Here is a 17,695-nt window from a genome sequence, read left to right as displayed (position 1 = left end):
AGTGACACGGGACCAAGTGGCGCAACGGGCCGGAGTTTCAACCGCGGTGGTCTCGTACGTGATCAACGATGGCCCCCGCCGCGTCTCCGATGACGCCAGGGCGCGTGTTCTCGCCGCGATCGCTGAACTTGGCTACCAGCGTGATGGTGTCGCCCGCATGCTTGCGATGGGCCGATCATTGTCTATCGCCCTCGTCGTTCCCGACATCGGTATTCCCTATTTTGGTAGGGTCGCGAATTCGATATCCACGCTCGCTTCTGCACAGGGATATCAGCTTCTGGTCGGTACGACGAACTGGGATCTCGATGTCGAACGAACCCACCTTCGCGCACTGGCCGAACGGCGAGTTGAAGGCATCATCCTGATGAGTGTCGACCCCTCTCAAGATTTTGCCCAATTCTCAACTCTCGGAATTCCCGTCGCGATCGTCGACCGCCCTGAGTTCGCTGTCGAAGGATCGGCGGCGGCGACAGAACACCTCATCGGACACGGGCACCGCACGATCGGGATGATCGGAGCGTCTATTGAATTCATCGCGAATCGCCGGCGTCGTGATGGTTGGCTGATGGCCATGCACAGTGCAGGGTTGCAGACACCGGACGACCTCATGGTGTCTGCGGATTTCAGCTCTCGGGGTGGTTACGAGGGTGTCGGGCGCCTGTTGACGTCTCGACCGGATATCACTGCACTGTATGTGTCAAGCGATCTGCAAGCCATCGGAACGCTCCGACGGCTCCATGAGCTCGGCATTCGAGTACCCGAAGATCTGGCATTGATGACGTCTGATGCGACAGACATCGCAGAATTCGCAGTGCCCTCCATTAGCTCCCTGGCTCAGCCGGAATTGGATATCGCCGAGATCGCCTTGGATGCGGTGCTCGGCGCGGGAGCCGAAGGCGTGAAGCACATTGATGTTCTGGGGTACGAATTGGTGCTCCGGGAATCGTGCGGCTGTACCACTACGAGATGATCAACAGGTTTCTATTTTTAGCCCCTTGTGCAACTATCTACGCGCGTAGATACTAGTTATGCGCCGAAGGAAACTTGGGTTGCACCCACCCCCAACACCGCCGACAGAGCTCGACGGTGCTCTCTCAATGACGAGGAGTAATACCGTGGCCCATTCCACTCGGAAGATCATCACCGTCACCGCAATGGTGGCCGCTGCACTCATGCTTTCGGCCTGCGGCAGCGCAGGAGCCAGCAACCCGTCGGGCACCGTCGGTGGCTCGATCAGTTATTCGTTCTGGGGAAGCCCTGCCCGCGCCGACAAAGTCAACACGGTCATCGAGCTCTTTGGTAAAGCTCATCCTGGAACGACCATCACCGGTGACGTTGCTGACTACACGTCATACGTTGAGCGATTCACCGTCCGTGCGGCTGGGGGCGGCCTGAGCTGTGCTGTCGGCACGCAGAGTACCTTCGTCGCTCCCTATGCGCAAAAGAATGTCCTGCGGCCTCTCGACGACCTGATTTCGGGCGGCCAGATCGACACGACGGACATTCCGAAAGACGTCATGGCTGCTGGCCAGATCGACGGCAAACAGTACATCCTGCCAACTGGCACCTTCGTGCGACTCCTGGCTTACAACACCCAGATGATCCGGGAAGCTGGAGCACAGCCGCCGACGGACACAATGACGTGGGAGCAGTACGGCGCATGGCTGCGAAGTGTTCAATCTGGTCTCCCCGATGGAAAATGGGCCTCGGAGATCGAGGCATCAAACATGTTCAGTCTGACGTCGTGGGTGATAGGCCACGGGCAGAAGATGTTCGACGGAAAGCAGCTCGGGTTCGACAAGGCGCTCCTGCAAGAGTGGTTCCAATTCTGGGTCGATCTGTCCAAAGATGGCGTGACAGTGCCAGCCTCCATGATTCCCGATCAAGTCGGGGCCCTCGAACTCACTCCGCTTGCCACCGGGGTCGCTGCCGTCGGCACTCGAGACATTCCTCAGCTCTACACCACGGAGAAGACGCTCAATGGGGCAGGCGCCCAGACGACAGTTGCCGAAGTGAACATACCCAAAGACGAGGGGAAATCAGCCAACGTCGTCGGCGTCAACGGGATCTCTATCCCCAATAGTTGCAACAACGTCGCCACGGCAGCATCCTTCGCGAACTTCTTTGCCAATGACACAAGCGCCGGCGTTGCCTTCCAGTCAGACAACGGGATTCTCACGAATACCAAGGCTCAGGACGCACTTGTCGCCGACCCAGGCACTCCCGCGGGGGTCAAGCAGAATGTGACTATTCTGAAGAAGCTCACCGAAGCTGGCGACCTCACCACGACAACGTACCCGGCCGGCCTCAGCACGCTGACCTCCGAGCTCAGTCGTGTCTATCAGGACGTTGCCTTCGGGCGATCGTCTGTGAATGAGGCAGTCGACCAGTTCTTCACAGCAGCGTCAGACGCGCTCAAGTAGCGGGCGAGCCTCTCATGACACTCGAACTCGAACAAACGCTCATCACACCCACGCCATCGGGCAAACAAGCTCAGAGCCGAAGGAGAATCGGCAGGCGCGACAACCTTGCCGGGTACGCCTTCATGACTCCATGGATCATCGGGTTCGTCTTCATCATCGGTGGCCCTGTGCTTGCCAGTTTGTACCTGTCGTTCACCGACTACTCGGTACTCGGAACTCCGGCATGGATCGGAACCGACAATTACCAACGGATGTTCACCGAAGATCCTCGGTTCTGGGAGTCCCTGCGAGTCACGCTCACATATCTGGTCATCTCGGTACCGATCGTTCAGGTCTTCGCACTCTCGCTGGCCACGATGCTGACAAATAGAATTCGAGGTCTCGGGGCATACCGGGCGATCTTCTACGTTCCCTCGCTCATCGGCGGGAGCGTCGCAATCGCCATACTCTGGCGGTTCCTGTTCCAGGGCAATGGGTTACTGAACAATGCACTTGGTGCGATCGGCGTCGACACGACGTTCTCGTGGATCGGAGAACCTGACACCGCACTGTACACGCTGATCGTCTTGAACGTCTGGCAATTTGGTTCAGCGATGATCATCTATCTCGCCGGTCTCAAACAGATACCAGGCGAGATGCGCGAAGCGGCGATCATGGACGGTGCCGGGCCCATTCGGAGATTCTTCTCCGTCACGCTCCCGCTGTTGAGCCCGATCATCTTCTTCAACGTCCTGATGAACGTCGTCGGCGCGTTCCAGGCGTTCAACACCGCCTACATCGTGAGCAATGGCACCGGAGGGCCTGCAGATTCCACCCTTTTCTACACTCTCTACCTCTACCAAAAGGGGTTTGTCGATTTCGACATGGGCTACGCGTCTGCTCTGGGCTGGGTACTGCTCGTGATCGTTGGAATCGCGGCAGGCGGACTCTTTGCCTTGAGCCGCCGGATCGTCCATTACGGAGATGAGTCATGAGCGTCATGTACCTGAAAAAGAACGAGCAGCACGCAAATCGAGTGTCGAGTCAGCGCAGCGTGTCAAGCTCGGCGGCGAAAGGGCAGCTGTATCGTCACCTGCTCCTCATAGGCATGGCAGCGGTCATGTTCTACCCACTCCTGTGGATGATGAGCGCATCGTTCCGGAACGACAGCGCCATCAGCGATCCCGGTCTCTGGCCCGGGACCAACTTCACGCTCGGCGGGTACACCGAAGGATGGAAGGGCATTGCCGGCGTGCCGTTCTGGCGGTTCCTGTTGAACTCGCTTCTGGTTGCCCTGTTGTGTGTGATCGGGAATGTGGTGGCCTGCTCGATCACGGCATATGCCTTCGCAAGAATACAGTTCCGCTTCAAGGGTGTTCTATTTGCGCTGATGCTTGGCACCCTCATGCTGCCCCATCACGTCTTGCTAGTGCCGCAGTACATCATGTTCCGCGAACTCGGCTGGATCGACACGTATCTCCCCTTCATCATCCCTAAGATGCTCGCGACAGATGCCTTCTTTGTCTTTCTGCTCACACAGTTCTTCCGAGCCATACCAAAAGAACTGGACGAAGCGGCGCGTCTGGATGGGTGCGGCCACATCCGCATCTTCCTGCGCATAATTCTCCCGCTTTCCAAACCGGCTCTCGCGACTGCAGCGATCTTCAGTTTCATCTACAGCTGGAATGACTTCTTCACACCGCTCATCTATCTGACGAACACCAATCTTTACACCGTGCCACTCGCGCTACGGGCATTCATCGATACGACTTCTGGGTCATCGTTCGGCGCTCTCTTTGCAATGTCGCTCGTTTCACTGCTCCCGGTTCTCGGCGTGTTCGTTGCCGCGCAGCGGCTCCTTGTTGAGGGCATTGCGACTTCCGGATTGAAGGGATAAGGGCATGAAGATCGCTCTCTCGAATGACCACGCTGGTTTTATTCTCAAACCGTTCGTTCTCCAACACCTTCGTGCTGCCGGGCACCATGTTGTCGATGTGGGCACACAGAACGATGAACCTGTCGATTTCCCTGTCATGACCCAGAGCGTCACATCCTTGGTCGTCTCCCACGACGTCGACCGGGGGATCCTGGTGTGCGGTAGTGGCGTCGGCGCATCGATCGCGGCCAATAAGGTCCGCGGCATTCGTGCTGCGGTCATCCACGACACGTTCGCCGCACGCCAGAGCGTCGAACACGATGACGTGAATGTTGCCTGCCTTGGCGCATGGATCATCGGAGAGCGCATCGCCGCGGATGTGCTCGACGCATTTCTTGGCGCACGATTCGACGACACAGAAGATGTTCGCCGGCGCGTCGCTCAGATCACCGAGCTGGAGGCGGACTCCTCCAACCCGGCTCTCAACGGACGAAAGGAGCCTGCCGACCGAACTGAACTGAACTGAACTGAACTGAACTGAACGAGCGTCGCGCGGCGCTACTCACCAACGAAAGGCTAGAACATGGCGCTCGAAAGCGCACGTAAGAAAGAAATCCTCGATATTGCATCGAAACTGCGAGTGACTGATATCCGTGACGGGCTCGACTGGGTTGGTCTGCACCATTTCGGAACGATCTCGCCAGAAATCCGACCACTCTGGAGAACCAAGGCAGCTGGCTTTGCGCACACTATGCGTCACATTCCAACGCAGCAGGTGGTGCCCACGATGTCACCGGATGAATATACAAAATGGGCATACGACTACTGGTATGGCCAGGTCTTCGAAAATGACATGTCGACACTGATCGACGATGAGACCTTTCTCGTCATCGACACCTGCAATACTGCGACACCGGCAGTCGGTTCGATGGATTCCATGATGTGGGCCGCCCTCGGCGCTAAGGGCGTGGTCACAAACGGTGGCGCTCGTGACACGGATGAGACACTCGAGTCCAAACATCTGCCGATCTGGTCGCGCTGGGTAGTACAGCCCATGTATCAAGGCCGGGTCGAATGGGGTGGACACAGCATTCCAGTTGAAATCGGTGGTCAACTCGTCAAGCCAGGAGATCTCATCGTCGCCGACGGAGATGGGGCCATTGTCGTGCCCGTCGACGTGATCGATGACGTTCTCAAGTATGCAATCCAGGAGAGCGAGCAGGACCGAATCGCGAGAGGAATTCTCTTCGATCGCCTGGGCATTCCACGAAACAGCAGCACTGAGTCGCAATTCGATGTTCCCAAACATCCCTATGCGCCGACGGCCGAAGACATCGATAAGGTGCTTCGCCGGGCGTAGTAGCCTCCATCGATCGCAGGTCGATCGCGAAGACTCGACGGCACGCTCGCGAAAAATACGACCGAAAGAACTGTAGGGCCCTTGCTCCTCGCGAGGGCCCTACAGGGAAGGGAGCCTGATGGGCGAGATCGTCGTCGTTGGGAGTATCAATGTCGATCAACGCATTTCCGTTGAGAGCTTTCCTGCACCCGGAGAGACAGTCCTTTGTGGGATGCGCTCGACGGGCCCGGGAGGCAAAGGCGCAAACCAAGCGGTTGCCGCACGACTGGCAGGTTCGGCCGTTCGCATGATCGGGGCTGTTGGAGATGATAGTGACGGGCGGAGGATGCTCAACCTCTTTGATGCTGTCGGAATCGACAGATCGGGTGTACTAGCCACGCAGACTCCGACGGGTGTTGCGGTTGTCATTGTTAACAGCGCCGGGGAGAACTCGATCATGGTGGATCCGGGAGCAAACGCAGCACTCCCAGAGGTTCACGTCAGTGTGGCCATGTCCTCCATGGAACCAGGGTCAGTGTTGCTTCTTCAAATGGAGATCCCACGATCGGTCGTCATATCCGCGGCCCGGTCTGCGCGGCGGCAGGGTGCAGTGGTGATTTTGAATGTGGCGCCAGCGCCGCCGGACATCGACGATCTCATCCACGACGTGGATCTGTTGATTGTCAATGAAGGTGAACTCAGGACTGTCATGCGGTCAACGGGAAGCGAATTCCAAGAGGAGCCTTCAGCAATGGCAGCCATTCTTTCCGAGAGATTCGACTGCACGGTTGTCTGCACCCTCGGCGAGAGGGGCGCGATTGCGGTGAACTCGCAGGGGCGGATCGAATGTCATGCTCCCCGAGTACAGCCCGTCGACACGACAGGAGCGGGCGACACGTTCGCCGGCTACCTCGCCAGCGCGCTAGCCGAAAAGATGCCAATCTTCGCCGCCCTGGACCGCGCGACACGCGCCGCCTCAATTGCCGTGACCCGCGAGGGTGCCGCCGAATCGATCCCCCGTAGTGACGAGTTAGCTTAGATTCCTGACGCAACACAGCGACAGGCGCCATCGTATTCTTGAGGGGTGATCGACGACATCAAGAAACGTGCCCTGCACCGCGCGCGCATCCTCGAGGGGCAGATGCGGGGGCTCAGCAAGGCCATCGAGAACGAGGACTACTGCGTCGACATCATCACGCAGTCGTTGGCCATTCAGAAGTCACTCGGCTCCCTCAACAAGCTGATGGTCGAGAACCACCTGAAGACCCATGTCACCGAGATGTTCGACGAGGGCGGCGAGACCCGAGACACGGCGATCGACGAGCTCGTGCGCATCTACGAGTTGAGTCGCAACCGCGGCGAGTAGCGAGGCCTGCGCCGACCAGCTGTGGATGATCGCCACTGTACTCATCGGTGTGGCCCCTGCAACTCAGGCCGCGGGAGTAGTTTGGGGCAATGACCGAGCAACAGCCGTACGACGTGCTTTACAGCTACGACGACTTCGAACTTCGCCGGTACCCCGGCCATCTCCTGGCTGAGGCGATCGTCGATGCGCCCTTCGAAGACGCGGGCAACAAGGCGTTCAGGTACCTCTTCGCCTACATCGGCGGTGAGAACGTTTCGAATTCGAAGGTGTCGATGACGGCACCCGTGGTGCAGGCCGGTGTCTCGTCACGCATCGCGATGACCGCGCCGGTGGTGCAACAATCCGCTTCCGCGAGGCCGGGTGACGCCGAACAAAGCGGCTTCAGGGTCGCCTTCGTGCTGCCTGCAGACTTCACCTTCGAGACAGCCCCGCGCCCGACAAACCCCCGCGTGCAGCTCCGTGCAGTGCCGGAGAGCCGGGTTGCTGCAATCCGGTACCGCGGGCGTTGGACCGAAGAGAGCTACCTGAAACACCTCGAACAGCTGAGGTCGGCCCTCGCCGTAGTCGGCCTCACCTCGACCGGGCAACCGAGGTTCGCCCGATTCGATCCGCCCTTCCTGCCGGCGTTCCTGCGCCACAACGAGGTGATGCTCGACGTTGACCAGCAGGATGCGGCTGGCTCGCCCGGGCCCGAGAGCTGACGCGACCGAAGCCGCGCGCGCCGACTGAACCGGATGCGCCCGCGCACTGCTGCCGTACGCTCGACACATGACGCCACGTGTTCAGACGACGAGTGCCCGCTCGGCCACCATGGCCCTGGTAATGGCGTCGGTGGCGATGGTTTCCGGATGCACGGGGGCCAGCCCGGCGGTGACCCCACCAGCGCCCCCCTCCGCGACTCCGATCCCTGCCCAGGCTGGTCCGTCCACTGCAGCTGCAACACCAGGGCAGCGACCCCTGCCGCCTCTGGGGGCCGTCGCGGACTACCAGCTCGGCGGAGCCTACCCACCCGACGCTGGCGTGACCGTCGTCACCCGCGACAGCAGCGCCGAGCCCGCACCCGGCCTCTACTCGATCTGCTACGTGAACGGATTCCAGACGCAACCCGGAGCCGACTGGCCGACCGAGCTCCTCGTGACAACCACAGCGGGAGAGCCCATCACCGACCCGAACTGGCCCGACGAGCACATCCTCGACATCTCGACGACCGCCAAGCAGACACAGATCGTCGAACGCCTCACGCCGACGATCCAACGCTGCGCGGCAGCAGGATTCGCTGCGGTCGAGTTCGACAACTTCGATTCATTCACCCGCTCTGATGGAGCATTCACCTCGGCTGAGGCTGTGGGGTTCGCGACCACCCTGGTCACCAGTGCCCATTCCTCCGGCTTGGCGGCAGCCCAGAAGAACGCACCCGACCTCGCCCGTGTCGGGGCGACGTCGGTCGGTTTCGATTTCGCGATCGCCGAAGAGTGCTTCCAATTCAGCGAGTGCGCCGCATATGCCGCCGCATACGGGCACCGAGTGATCGACGTCGAATACGCCGACACACTGTCGAGTTCGTTCAGCACGGTCTGCGCCAGCGCCGATCGGCCCGCTTCGACGATGCTCCGCGATCGCGCCCTCACCCCGGCCGGCGACCCGAAGCACATCTACGAGCACTGCTGACGGGTGGGTCCGTCTCCCTCCGACAGGCTGGCACGGTTCGCTGTGCCGGTTCAGACCGCACGATCTGTCAGTCGGCTGCCGAGACGGGGTCGGTCGCCTTCCCCGACTGCCACGGCCAGCGACCGGTGATCTCGAGTTCAAGCGACAGGCTGAGGAACGTACGAATCAGGATGATCGCCGCGAGTACAGCGACACTCTCGAGCGTCGGCGTCACAGCGACGGTCCGAACGATGTCGGCAGCCACGAGAAACTCGAGGCCGAGCAGAATGGACTGCCCGAGCATCCGTCGGTATTGCTTGTACACCAAAGGCTCGCGCCGGAGGGCATGCAGAATGGCGACCACACTCGACCACGCAGCCCCCAGGAGGATGATCGCCACGCCCGCGCCCTCGATGACGGAGGCGGCGATTTCGATGATTTCCTGAAACGTCATATCCGTTTGTACACCCGAGGAGCGACATTCGGCCCAGCGACGCCCTTCGGGCACACGCACGGGCACAGCGATCACACGGAGATCACTCGGTGATCACTCGGTGAGGGCGATGGCCTGGCTGACCCAGAGGCTGTACTGGGCCCACGGGTCGTCGATGCCCGCCTGGAGCTCCCGGATGTGCGCGTCGAGAGAGTCGTGGAGCCTGAACCACTCGCTGCCCTCGATACGGTGGCCCGCGAACTGCAGATGCCGTCGGTGCTCACGATGCCTGGTGCCGCGCTCGAAGGCGAGAAGCTCGTCGAAGTGCAGCTGCGCGAGCCGTGCCCGGGGGTTGGCGCTGGTACCGATCTTCACGGTGTTCCTGAACCGAACGTAGTAGACGACATCAACACGCGGGCGTTGCCCGGTGCCATCGGGCAGGGCACCGAGCCTCCACTCGCAGACAGCGCAGAGCCATCCTGATGGGTAGGAGACTCCCAACCGCGATCCACACGCCACACACGGCGTCGGGAGCACATCGTTCACGCCGACTTCTGCCGTGACCTGGGCGTAGGCCTCGAGCAGGTGCCGGTCGCAGAGGTTCAGCCCGCGGGCCGCAGCGACCGGGTTCGCGCAGGGCACGCCGTCATGCCAAATGCCGCACAGGCTCGGGGCTCCTCCTGTCATGAGGTCAGCCGTGGATTCGATCATGGACACAGAGTAGGCCGAACCTCTGACGGCAGGCCAAGCCCGGCGGATTCAGAGCCGGGAGGCCCCGAGACGAAAGACTCGGCAGCGTCGGTGGTCGTGGTTATGTTCGTCAGACGGAAATCAGGGAAGCGGCCGAGACGCGAAGGGAGGTCCCAGGAATGGCCGAGAACGTCCAGGCGTGGTGGTCGAGGCGTCAACGCTCGAAGGGCAGGGCCCTGCCCTACGAGATCGGAACGTACCGGGGCGAATGGGAACGCTACCCGGTTCTGATCCGGCAGTATCACCCCGAGCTGAATCACCACATCACGCTCACCCAGATCCCGCCGGCTGCCGAGGTGTACCTGCTGTGGCAGTGCGACACCGGGCACCTCTTCGTGGCAACACCGGAGGAACAGAGGTCACGGCCGGGCAGAACGCGCCGCCGATCATCCTGGTGCCCGGAATGCACCGAGCTGGCAGTACCGAGGAGAAAGGCGTATTCGCGGCGGGCCACTCTGCCCGACCGGCCTGCACGGCAGGCAGCACCGACCCCGGGCAGCGTCTCGCCCGGCGAGGCCTTCGTCAGCCCGAGGGCACCGAGACCCTCCTCTGCGGCCGAAGCACGCCTGCGGCAACTCCTGGCCGAACGACTGGAAGTCGACCTCTCGGCGAACGCAGTGAAGACCAGCCGCCCGTTCTTCACCCACGTCGAGGTCTGGCCCGACTTTGTCATCCCTGAACTCCGCGTGGCGATCGAGTACGACACGGTCGGCAGGTACGGCCTCGAGCACGTGGGCAAGCGCGAAGAGACCGACCGCCGCAAGGATCGGCTCTTGCGCGCGGTGGGATGGGAGGTCGTTCGCATCCGGTGTGGAAAGCTGCAGCCACTCGGCCCCTTCGATCTCACGGCAACCGCTGTGTCCGATCGCCTGATCGACCGGCTTCTTGACGCTCTTCGTGACATTCGCGGCGACCTGATCGTGAACGCCTACCTCGCCCCGATCATCCCGAGCCGACGACAGACCGGCCCGCAAGTTGCCCTGCACCCACCGCTCACAGCAGACTGAAGACAACGGATCGCGACAGAGTCCTCCGACAGCGACCAGGGAGCAGACACCCACCATGAGCGAACCGAGCGATTCCCGCGTCGGCCTGTACATCGACTTCGACAACATCGTCATCTCGCGGTACCAGCAGTTGCACGGGCGCAATGCCTTCCAGCGCGACGGCATCCGCGATTTCGACAAGTCGAGCCCGGATGCTGACCCCGAAGTCGCCGCCCGGCTTGCCGCTGCCACGGTCGACTTCAACGCGATCATCGACTTCGCGGCTTCGTTCGGCACGATGGTGGTCAACCGTGCCTACGCCGACTGGTCGGTGCCCGTCAACGCGAGCTACCAGCGCCAGCTGATGTCGAGGGCCGTCGACCTGACGCAGCTCTTCACCACCACCACACGCGGAACGAAGAACGGTGCCGACATCCGTCTCGCTGTGGACGTGGTCGAAGACCTCTTCCGGCTACCAGACCTCACGCACGTGATCATCGTCGCCGGCGATTCGGACTACATCGCCCTCGCGCAGAAGACGAAGCGCCTGGGGCGGTTTGTGGTGGGCATCGGGGTCGCCGGTTCGACGAGCACCTCGCTGGCGGCCGCGTGCGACGAGTTCGAGGACTACGACTCACTGCCCGGCATCGAGAAGGTCGCGGCTACGGCGGCCAGCGCTCTTCCGAAGACTGACAGGGCTGGCGCAGGCAAGGCGGCGCCCGAGGCTGCCGAGGCCCAGCCCTCGAAGGCTCCGGCGAAATCCCGGCGCGTTTCGACGATCCCGATGTTCTCGCACACCGAAGACACGTCGTTCGACGAACCAGAGCTCGCAGACGACGTCGACCCGCAGTCGGTGGCGACCGAACTGCTCGTTCGGGCACTGCAGATCGGCCACGCCAAGGGCGACGCCGACGAGTGGCTCAACACCGGTACCGTCAAGAACCAGATGCGGCGCATGGACCCTTCGTTCAACGAGAAGCCGCTCGGATTTCGTTCGTTCACCGATTTTCTCGCCTCGCGCAGCGACGTCGCAGACCTCCAGGACGAGGGTTCGCAGCGTCTCATCCGTCTGAGGCCCGACTCCGAAGCCCGCCGCTGACGTGGCCCCGAATGACGAATCGGTGGCGCCGGAACGGCGTCAGCAGTTCCTGAAGGCCTACGACGACGAACTGCGCACCGATGCCGAAACACCCAGCGCAATCACCGTCAGTCAGCTCGGCCCTCTTCGGCTGGTGACGTTCGCCAACGGTCGGGGCTTCATCACGTACCAGAACCTCGGCGGTGCCGACGGGACGACCATCCGAGATCTCGTTGCCGAGGCCGTCGCGTACTTTCTGGCCGACCCTGAGATCACCAGGGTCGAGTGGAAGACCCGGGCTCACGACACGGCGCCCGGGCTGACCGAGGCGCTCCTTGCCAACGGCTTCGTCGCTGACGAGACGGAGTCGATCATGATCGGCGAGGCCGCATCGCTTGCCCTCGACGTCGAGCTGCCTGACGGCGTCATCCTGAGGCGCATCACAGAAGAGGGTGACGTGCGGGCAATGAGCGCGATGCAGGATGAGGTCTTCGGCGACCCCGTCTCTCACGAAGAAGCAGACGCGCTGCTACGCCGGCTCGCGACAGGCGACGGCATGGAGCTCTGGATCGCCGAGGCCCGGGGGGTCATCGTTTCAGCAGGCCGGCTCGAGCCAGTCCACGGGTCACGATTCGCCGGTATCTGGGGTGGGGCGACCCGAGAAGAGTGGCGAGGACGAGGCATCTACCGAGCCGTCGCGGCCGCCAGGGCACGCTCGGCGGTCCGACGGGGAAAGTCGCTCATCCACAGCGACTCGACCGAATATTCTCGCCCTATTCTCGAGCGCTCCGGCCTTGTCAGGGTTTCAACCACGACCCCGTATCGCTGGACTCGCTAGGCACTCAGAAGGATCCGACCGAATGACCGAACCCTCGACCGACGACTCATCGACCGACGTTGCGCGCGCCGTGGATTTCGACCCCGGAGCCGACATGCCTGACAGTGGGCTGTCGAACCCGGCCGCTGTGGGCACACCCGCGACGAACGAGGAACCCGCGACAGGTTACCCGATCGAGCACGGTGAAGACGGCGATTCGGCGGCCGGGCATCCACCTCGACACCGACGGCGTCGGATTCTGCAGCTCGCCGGCGCCGCCGTCGTCGCGGCCGCCGTGATCGGCGGTTTCTGGGGCTGGAGCGTTGCCGCAGAGAACCGTTACGAAGCGGCAGCCAGCAGCCTGCAGTCACAGCTCACGACCGAGACGAGCGCATCACACGCGTTCGACGCCCGTCTCGCCGATGTGCGAAGCCTTGCCAAACGCATCCATTCGGTGGTCGACAGCCCGACGTTCGCAGCCGAGACCGTGGCAGAAGCCGGTGCCCTCCAGCAGTCGTTGACGACGATGGATGCTCTGGCAGCGGCCCCCGAATCCACGCCGCCGAGCGCGGCAGAGGTCGCAGCCCTCGCAACTCCTCCTGCTGGGTACCGCCCTCCCTGGCAACTCACAACCGAGGCCGAACAGCTCGAGGGTCGCGCACGGGCGTCGCAGCAGCAGGGCAGCGACCTTGTCACGGCTGCGAAAAACACGGCCGACGCAGAAACCAGCCTCAATACCGCCGAATCCGCGTTCTTCAGCGCTGCAGCAACCGAGGCAGACCAGCTCATCGCAAGCGACCCACTGTCGAACCGCTCGCTGCAGGTCGCGCTGATCCGGCTCACCGAGCAGGCGCGAAACCCGAGCATGAGCATGTCGCACGACGGCGCGTTCCTTGCCTCGATGAGCGACGCCGAATCGCAGGTGCGCGCCTCGCAGGCAACCCACCAGGCAGAACTGGATGACCCGGCCTGGGCCGTCCGACGTGAAATCGAGAACTATGCCCGCTCCCTGAGCAATGGCGTCGCACTCGAATTCATCTGGTCGCCCGAGGTCTCGGGCCTCGGCGCGAACTGGCTCTCTGGTACCACGCAGTCGTTCGACACCGACGGCGGGTATGCGATCATCAACCTCAACTACACGGTCGAGACGGCCTGGTACGACGGCCGGGATGCCCGGGCCCTCGTTGCGCACGAAGTCGGGCATTCGCAGGTGTATCGCTGCGCCCCGCTCTTCAACAGCCCCGAGATCAAGGGTCAGCAGGAGGTCTGGGCGACGGCGTGGTCGATCAGCCAGGGATTCGACATCCCCGGCTCCGGCATCGAAGCCTACGGTCGCCCGAGCGACGCACAGGTCGCAGTGGCCGCCCAGTGCCGTTGAGGCAGGCCCCGGCCGAGAACTGATGGCTGGGTCAGGCGCTGATTCGGGGTACTGCGCCACGGAGTGACTCATTGCGTAATTGACCCCCTCTTCGAGGGCCGAAATCATTCGTACGGTTTACAGTGGGTGATACCGTCGTTCGACAACCGCACTCTGCCCCGCTGCATCATTCACTTCACCAGAGGACCATCGTGACCGATTCTCCACGCCGCGCCCCGATCAACGATGCTGCGGTTGTCTGGTCGGTTCCCACTGACGAGGTTGCCGCCCGGCTGCAGACGAGCCCGCTCGTCATCATCATGCATGGGTATGGCTCACACGAGAACGACCTGATCTCCCTCGCCCCACTGCTGCCCGCTGGCACCATCGCCGCGTCACTGCGCGCGCCGCTTCTCGCTCCCCACCCCGTCGAGAACGGGTTCGCGTGGTTCACCATCGGCGAGCCCGGCAACCCCCGCGTCTCGGGACTCGACGACGCGGCGGCGTCTGTTCTCGACTGGCTCGACCGCGTCGAAGCCCACTTCGGCACGCCTGCCAGCATTGCGACCCTCGGCTTCTCCCAGGGCGGCGCCATGGCGATCCACCTTCTGCGCACGGCCCCCGAGCGATTCGTCGCCGCGGTGAACCTCTCCGGGTTCGTCGTCAACGGTCAGGTTCACGGAGACCGCGTGATGAGCGAGTCCCGGCCGCCCGTGTTCTGGGGCCGCGACGTGGCAGACCCCATCGTGAACGGCGTCGCCGTCGAACGGACCGAAGCGTGGCTGCCCGAACACTCCACGCTCACGGCGAAGCTCTACCCGGGCATCCGACACGGGGTCTCGCAAGAGGAGATCACCGACGTCTCGGAATTCCTGAGTGCCGTCCAGACAACCGCGAACCCGCTCGTGACGAGCGACGCTGAGCTGCACGCCGACGGGGCCACCGCGCTCTGACCGTGGCCACGTCGCGAAAGAACCAGAAGGCGATCGGACCGACCACAGCCGCGACGGTCGCGCTCACCCGTGCGGGAATCCCGTTCACGCCGCACGCCTATCACCACGATGAATCGTCGACCGACTTCGGCGCAGAAGCCGCGAGCGCGCTCGGCATCGACGGCGGGCGCGTCTTCAAGACCTTGATGGTCGACACCGACAAGGGCCTCGCCATCGCCATCGTCTCGGTCGACTCGAAGCTCGACGTGAAAGCGCTGGCCAGAGCGGTCGGGGCCAAACGCGCCGTCATGGCCGATGCAGCTGTCGCCGAGCGCAAATCGGGCTACGTCGTCGGCGGCATCAGCCCGTTCGGGCAGAAGACCCGGCTGCCGACGGTCCTGGATGATCGGGCGCTCGCCTACGAGACCATCTACGTCTCGGGTGGCCGGCGCGGTTTCGACATCGAGGTCACCCCGGCCGACGTCGTTGCAGCCCTCGGCGCGCAGGTGGCGGTCATCCGCCGCACGTAGGGGTTCTGCAACATGCACGACATCTGAGGTGGGTAGCGTGGCGGCATGAGCACTTCAGCGCCTCCCGCCGCACGCACGATCATCGAAAGGGCATACATCGCCACGGTCGACCCGGCGGGCAGCGAATTCGCTGTGGGGTTCGTGGTCGTCGACGGCACCACGATCGTGGCTGTCGGAGATGGCAGCTCGCCGCAGTGGGCGCGGGACGGGCTGACTCCCGATGGGGTCGGTGCGACGCGCGACAGCAGCCGGGCATCCATTCGCCTCATCGACGGGCGCGGACACCTGGTCACCCCTGGGCTCATCAACACCCACCACCACCTGTACCAGTGGCTGACCCGCGGCTACGCGCAGGACTCCATTCTGTTCGACTGGCTCACCTCGCTCTACCCGCTGTGGGCCCGCATCGACGCCGAGCTCGTCGAAGCGGGCGCACTGGGTGCGATGGCGGTGGCCGCAAAGTCGGGATGCTCGACCGTCGGTGACCACCACTACGTGTTCCCCAGCGGCGCTGGCGACATTCTCGGCGGAATCGTGAAGGCGGCTGGCGAGCTGGGGGTTCGCATCCATGCCACCCGCGGCTCGATGGACCTCGGGCAGAGCCAGGGCGGCCTGCCGCCCGACTTCGCCGTCGAGTCGATCGACGCGATCCTGGCAGCGAGCGGCGAGGCTGTCGAGCGCTACCACGATGCGGGCCGCGGAGCCATGGCCCAGATCGCGCTAGCACCCTGCTCGCCGTTCTCGGTGACGGCCGAGCTGCTGCGCGAATCGGCAGCACTCGGGCGCTCGCTCGGCGTACGGCTGCACACGCACGGCTCAGAGACCGTCGAAGAAGACGCGTTCTGCCTGTCGAAGTTCGGCAAGACGCCGACGCAGTACCTCGAAGACCTCGACTGGCTCGGCAGCGACGTGTGGATGGCGCACTGCGTTCACCTCGACGACCACGCGATCGGCAGGTTTGCCGCGACAGGCACGGCCGTCGCCCACTGCCCCTCCTCGAACGCGAGGCTCGCGGCCGGCATCGCCCGTGTGCCAGCCATGCTCGACGCCGGAATCAGCGTGGGGCTCGGCGTCGACGGCGCCGCATCCAATGAATCCGGCCAGCTCGGCACCGAGATCCGCATGGCGGTGCTCATGAACCGGCTGGGCGCCGGGGCCGACCGGATGCCCGGGCGCACTGCGCTTCGAATGGCGACCATGGGCGGGGCGAAGACCCTGGGCCGTGACGGTGAACTCGGCTCGCTCGAGGTGGGCAAGCTCGCCGACCTCGCGGTGTGGAAGATCGACGGGGTGGAGCACGCGGGAATCCTCGACCCCGTGGCCGCGCTCACCCTCGGGGCCCAGCCGCCGCTCGCGCTTCTACTGGTGAACGGCGTCGCCGTGGTCGAAGACGGGCAGCTGGCGCGGGTCGATGAAGTCGTGGTCGCGAGCGCGGTGGCCCGGGCATCCACAGCCCTCGCCCTGCGCTGAGCGCAGCCGAGGCCGCGGCCCGCGCCAGTTGAGACCGTCGATACCAGCAGCAGAGCGGTTTCACTGCGCCGCCGTGCAGCTAGTCAGCGGGCGCGACCGGCGACCTTCTCTGTGAGGGAGAGGCGCACGGTGGGCCACTCCGACTCGATGATCGAGAAGACGACGGTGTCGCGCAGGGTGCCGTCGCGCCAGACGTCGTTGTTGCGCAGCACGCCGTCCTGTTTCGCGCCGAGCCGAGCGATCGCGGCGCGCGACTGCTGGTTGTGCCAGTGTGTGCGGAACTCCACGGCCACACAGCCGAGCGTGTCGAACGCGTGGCTGAGCTGAAGCAGTTTCGCCTCACTGTTGAGCCCGGTGCGTTGCGTGCTCCTACTCAACCAGGTCGACCCGATCTCGAGCTTTCGGTTGTCGGCCCGGATGTTCAGGAACGATGTCATTCCGCAGGCGAGCCCGGTATCGTGTCGCCGCACGGCCCACGAGACCCACTGTTTCGATTCCCCGAGCTCGAGGCGGGTCTGCACGGCGTCTGCCATCTCATCGGGGCTCGGAATGCGCGTGTACCAGGTCTGCCACAGCTCGCCCTCTGCCACCGCCGCCGCAAGCTCGTCGACGTGGCCGAGGCCCAGGGGTTCGAGTGTGAGGCGCGAACCCACGAGGGTCGGCACAGCGGCGAAGTCTGGGCCCGTTGAGTCTGGTGAGGTGCCAGCCATGT

The 17,695-nt window shown here is 63.4% G+C and carries 20 protein-coding genes; 17 read left to right on the top strand and 3 right to left on the bottom strand.

Going from position 1 to position 17,695, the window contains the following annotated elements:
* The first annotated feature begins 1 nt into the window (after nt 1).
* The 10 genes from JOE66_RS04580 (at nt 2) to JOE66_RS04535 (ending at nt 8,651) form a co-directional block, all read left to right on the top strand.
* The gene (locus JOE66_RS04580) at nt 2-970 is read left to right on the top strand and encodes a LacI family DNA-binding transcriptional regulator (protein ID WP_205107164.1); all 969 of its coding nucleotides are present in this window, start codon (nt 2-4) and stop codon (nt 968-970) included.
* A 145-nt stretch (nt 971-1,115) separates the two neighbouring features.
* Nucleotides 1,116-2,423 carry an ABC transporter substrate-binding protein gene (locus JOE66_RS04575; RefSeq protein WP_205107162.1) on the top strand — a complete coding sequence of 436 codons (1,308 nt, stop codon included), beginning with the start codon at nt 1,116-1,118 and terminating at the stop codon, nt 2,421-2,423.
* A 14-nt stretch (nt 2,424-2,437) separates the two neighbouring features.
* The gene (locus tag JOE66_RS04570) at nt 2,438-3,397 is read left to right on the top strand and encodes a carbohydrate ABC transporter permease (RefSeq protein ID WP_205107160.1); all 960 of its coding nucleotides are present in this window, start codon (nt 2,438-2,440) and stop codon (nt 3,395-3,397) included.
* Complete coding sequence (locus JOE66_RS04565) at nt 3,394-4,299, top strand: carbohydrate ABC transporter permease (RefSeq protein ID WP_239518221.1); 906 nt, start codon at nt 3,394-3,396, stop codon at nt 4,297-4,299. The genes JOE66_RS04570 and JOE66_RS04565 overlap by 4 nt, the downstream gene beginning before the upstream one ends.
* Before the next feature lie 4 nt (nt 4,300-4,303).
* Complete coding sequence (locus tag JOE66_RS04560; RefSeq protein ID WP_205107158.1) at nt 4,304-4,804, top strand: RpiB/LacA/LacB family sugar-phosphate isomerase; 501 nt, start codon at nt 4,304-4,306, stop codon at nt 4,802-4,804.
* Between the two features lie 57 nt (nt 4,805-4,861).
* On the top strand, nt 4,862-5,638 hold the full coding sequence (locus JOE66_RS04555) for an RraA family protein (RefSeq protein WP_205107156.1): 777 nt from the start codon (nt 4,862-4,864) through the stop codon (nt 5,636-5,638).
* A gap of 118 nt (nt 5,639-5,756) precedes the next feature.
* Nucleotides 5,757-6,656 (top strand): ribokinase, encoded by a 900-nt coding sequence (locus JOE66_RS04550; protein ID WP_205107152.1) that lies wholly within the window; start codon nt 5,757-5,759, stop codon nt 6,654-6,656.
* A gap of 45 nt (nt 6,657-6,701) precedes the next feature.
* Nucleotides 6,702-6,983, top strand: a complete 282-nt coding sequence (locus tag JOE66_RS04545; RefSeq protein WP_205107150.1) for a metal-sensitive transcriptional regulator — start codon at nt 6,702-6,704, stop codon at nt 6,981-6,983.
* Nucleotides 6,984-7,072: 89 nt separating this feature from the next.
* Nucleotides 7,073-7,684 (top strand): SOUL family heme-binding protein, encoded by a 612-nt coding sequence (locus JOE66_RS04540; protein WP_205107149.1) that lies wholly within the window; start codon nt 7,073-7,075, stop codon nt 7,682-7,684.
* 67 nt (nt 7,685-7,751) lie between these two features.
* Nucleotides 7,752-8,651, top strand: coding sequence for an endo alpha-1,4 polygalactosaminidase (locus tag JOE66_RS04535; RefSeq protein WP_239518220.1), 900 nt, complete (start codon nt 7,752-7,754; stop codon nt 8,649-8,651).
* Between the two features lie 67 nt (nt 8,652-8,718).
* Here JOE66_RS04535 and JOE66_RS04530 read toward each other — a convergent pair whose 3' ends face one another.
* Together JOE66_RS04530 and JOE66_RS04525 are read right to left on the bottom strand one after the other, a co-directional pair.
* A complete protein-coding gene (locus JOE66_RS04530) occupies nt 8,719-9,084 on the bottom strand; it encodes a DUF1622 domain-containing protein (RefSeq protein WP_205107147.1) in 366 nt (121 codons plus the stop codon).
* Between the two features lie 93 nt (nt 9,085-9,177).
* Nucleotides 9,178-9,774, bottom strand: a complete 597-nt coding sequence (locus tag JOE66_RS04525; protein ID WP_239518219.1) for a GIY-YIG nuclease family protein — start codon at nt 9,772-9,774, stop codon at nt 9,178-9,180.
* Nucleotides 9,775-9,932: 158 nt separating this feature from the next.
* Here JOE66_RS04525 and JOE66_RS04520 point away from each other — a divergent pair, with 158 nt between their 5' ends.
* The 7 genes from JOE66_RS04520 to JOE66_RS04490 all read left to right on the top strand — a co-directional run bounded on the left by JOE66_RS04520 (nt 9,933) and on the right by JOE66_RS04490 (nt 16,983).
* Entirely contained in the window at nt 9,933-10,820 is an 888-nt protein-coding gene (locus JOE66_RS04520; protein WP_205107145.1) for a zinc-ribbon domain-containing protein, read from the top strand.
* A 55-nt stretch (nt 10,821-10,875) separates the two neighbouring features.
* Complete coding sequence (locus tag JOE66_RS04515) at nt 10,876-11,898, top strand: NYN domain-containing protein (RefSeq protein ID WP_205107143.1); 1,023 nt, start codon at nt 10,876-10,878, stop codon at nt 11,896-11,898.
* A gap of 22 nt (nt 11,899-11,920) precedes the next feature.
* Nucleotides 11,921-12,715, top strand: coding sequence for a GNAT family N-acetyltransferase (locus JOE66_RS04510; RefSeq protein ID WP_205107140.1), 795 nt, complete (start codon nt 11,921-11,923; stop codon nt 12,713-12,715).
* Nucleotides 12,716-12,737: 22 nt separating this feature from the next.
* Entirely contained in the window at nt 12,738-14,072 is a 1,335-nt protein-coding gene (locus tag JOE66_RS04505) for a hypothetical protein (RefSeq protein ID WP_205107138.1), read from the top strand.
* A gap of 191 nt (nt 14,073-14,263) precedes the next feature.
* Nucleotides 14,264-15,004, top strand: a complete 741-nt coding sequence (locus JOE66_RS04500) for an alpha/beta hydrolase (RefSeq protein ID WP_307827051.1) — start codon at nt 14,264-14,266, stop codon at nt 15,002-15,004.
* A gap of 2 nt (nt 15,005-15,006) precedes the next feature.
* Nucleotides 15,007-15,513, top strand: coding sequence for a Cys-tRNA(Pro) deacylase (gene ybaK, locus JOE66_RS04495; RefSeq protein ID WP_307827050.1), 507 nt, complete (start codon nt 15,007-15,009; stop codon nt 15,511-15,513).
* Nucleotides 15,514-15,558: 45 nt separating this feature from the next.
* Nucleotides 15,559-16,983: an 8-oxoguanine deaminase gene (locus tag JOE66_RS04490; RefSeq protein WP_205107136.1), complete on the top strand. Its 1,425-nt coding sequence runs from the start codon at nt 15,559-15,561 to the stop codon at nt 16,981-16,983.
* Between the two features lie 83 nt (nt 16,984-17,066).
* Here the strand turns inward: JOE66_RS04490 and JOE66_RS04485 are convergent, their stop codons facing one another.
* Entirely contained in the window at nt 17,067-17,693 is a 627-nt protein-coding gene (locus JOE66_RS04485; RefSeq protein ID WP_205107134.1) for a GNAT family N-acetyltransferase, read from the bottom strand.
* Nucleotides 17,694-17,695: the final 2 nt, after the last annotated feature.

The organism is Subtercola frigoramans (assembly GCF_016907385.1).
In the GTDB taxonomy this organism is placed as follows: domain Bacteria; phylum Actinomycetota; class Actinomycetes; order Actinomycetales; family Microbacteriaceae; genus Subtercola; species Subtercola frigoramans.
This window is presented reverse-complemented; position numbering and strand designations above follow the sequence as displayed.

What these genes read in the sequence shown, in the direction of transcription:
- JOE66_RS04490 (WP_205107136.1), top strand. Translation starts at nt 15,559, where the DNA reads ATGAGCACTTCAGCGCCTCCCGCCGCACGCACGATCATCGAAAGGGCA.
- JOE66_RS04530 (WP_205107147.1), bottom strand. Translation starts at nt 9,084, where the DNA reads ATGACGTTTCAGGAAATCATCGAAATCGCCGCCTCCGTCATCGAGGGC.
- JOE66_RS04525 (WP_239518219.1), bottom strand. Translation starts at nt 9,774, where the DNA reads ATGATCGAATCCACGGCTGACCTCATGACAGGAGGAGCCCCGAGCCTG.
- JOE66_RS04555 (WP_205107156.1), top strand. Translation starts at nt 4,862, where the DNA reads ATGGCGCTCGAAAGCGCACGTAAGAAAGAAATCCTCGATATTGCATCG.
- JOE66_RS04520 (WP_205107145.1), top strand. Translation starts at nt 9,933, where the DNA reads ATGGCCGAGAACGTCCAGGCGTGGTGGTCGAGGCGTCAACGCTCGAAG.
- JOE66_RS04540 (WP_205107149.1), top strand. Translation starts at nt 7,073, where the DNA reads ATGACCGAGCAACAGCCGTACGACGTGCTTTACAGCTACGACGACTTC.
- JOE66_RS04535 (WP_239518220.1), top strand. Translation starts at nt 7,752, where the DNA reads ATGACGCCACGTGTTCAGACGACGAGTGCCCGCTCGGCCACCATGGCC.
- JOE66_RS04565 (WP_239518221.1), top strand. Translation starts at nt 3,394, where the DNA reads ATGAGCGTCATGTACCTGAAAAAGAACGAGCAGCACGCAAATCGAGTG.
- JOE66_RS04515 (WP_205107143.1), top strand. Translation starts at nt 10,876, where the DNA reads ATGAGCGAACCGAGCGATTCCCGCGTCGGCCTGTACATCGACTTCGAC.
- JOE66_RS04570 (WP_205107160.1), top strand. Translation starts at nt 2,438, where the DNA reads ATGACACTCGAACTCGAACAAACGCTCATCACACCCACGCCATCGGGC.
- JOE66_RS04560 (WP_205107158.1), top strand. Translation starts at nt 4,304, where the DNA reads ATGAAGATCGCTCTCTCGAATGACCACGCTGGTTTTATTCTCAAACCG.
- JOE66_RS04485 (WP_205107134.1), bottom strand. Translation starts at nt 17,693, where the DNA reads ATGGCTGGCACCTCACCAGACTCAACGGGCCCAGACTTCGCCGCTGTG.
- JOE66_RS04550 (WP_205107152.1), top strand. Translation starts at nt 5,757, where the DNA reads ATGGGCGAGATCGTCGTCGTTGGGAGTATCAATGTCGATCAACGCATT.
- JOE66_RS04505 (WP_205107138.1), top strand. Translation starts at nt 12,738, where the DNA reads ATGACCGAACCCTCGACCGACGACTCATCGACCGACGTTGCGCGCGCC.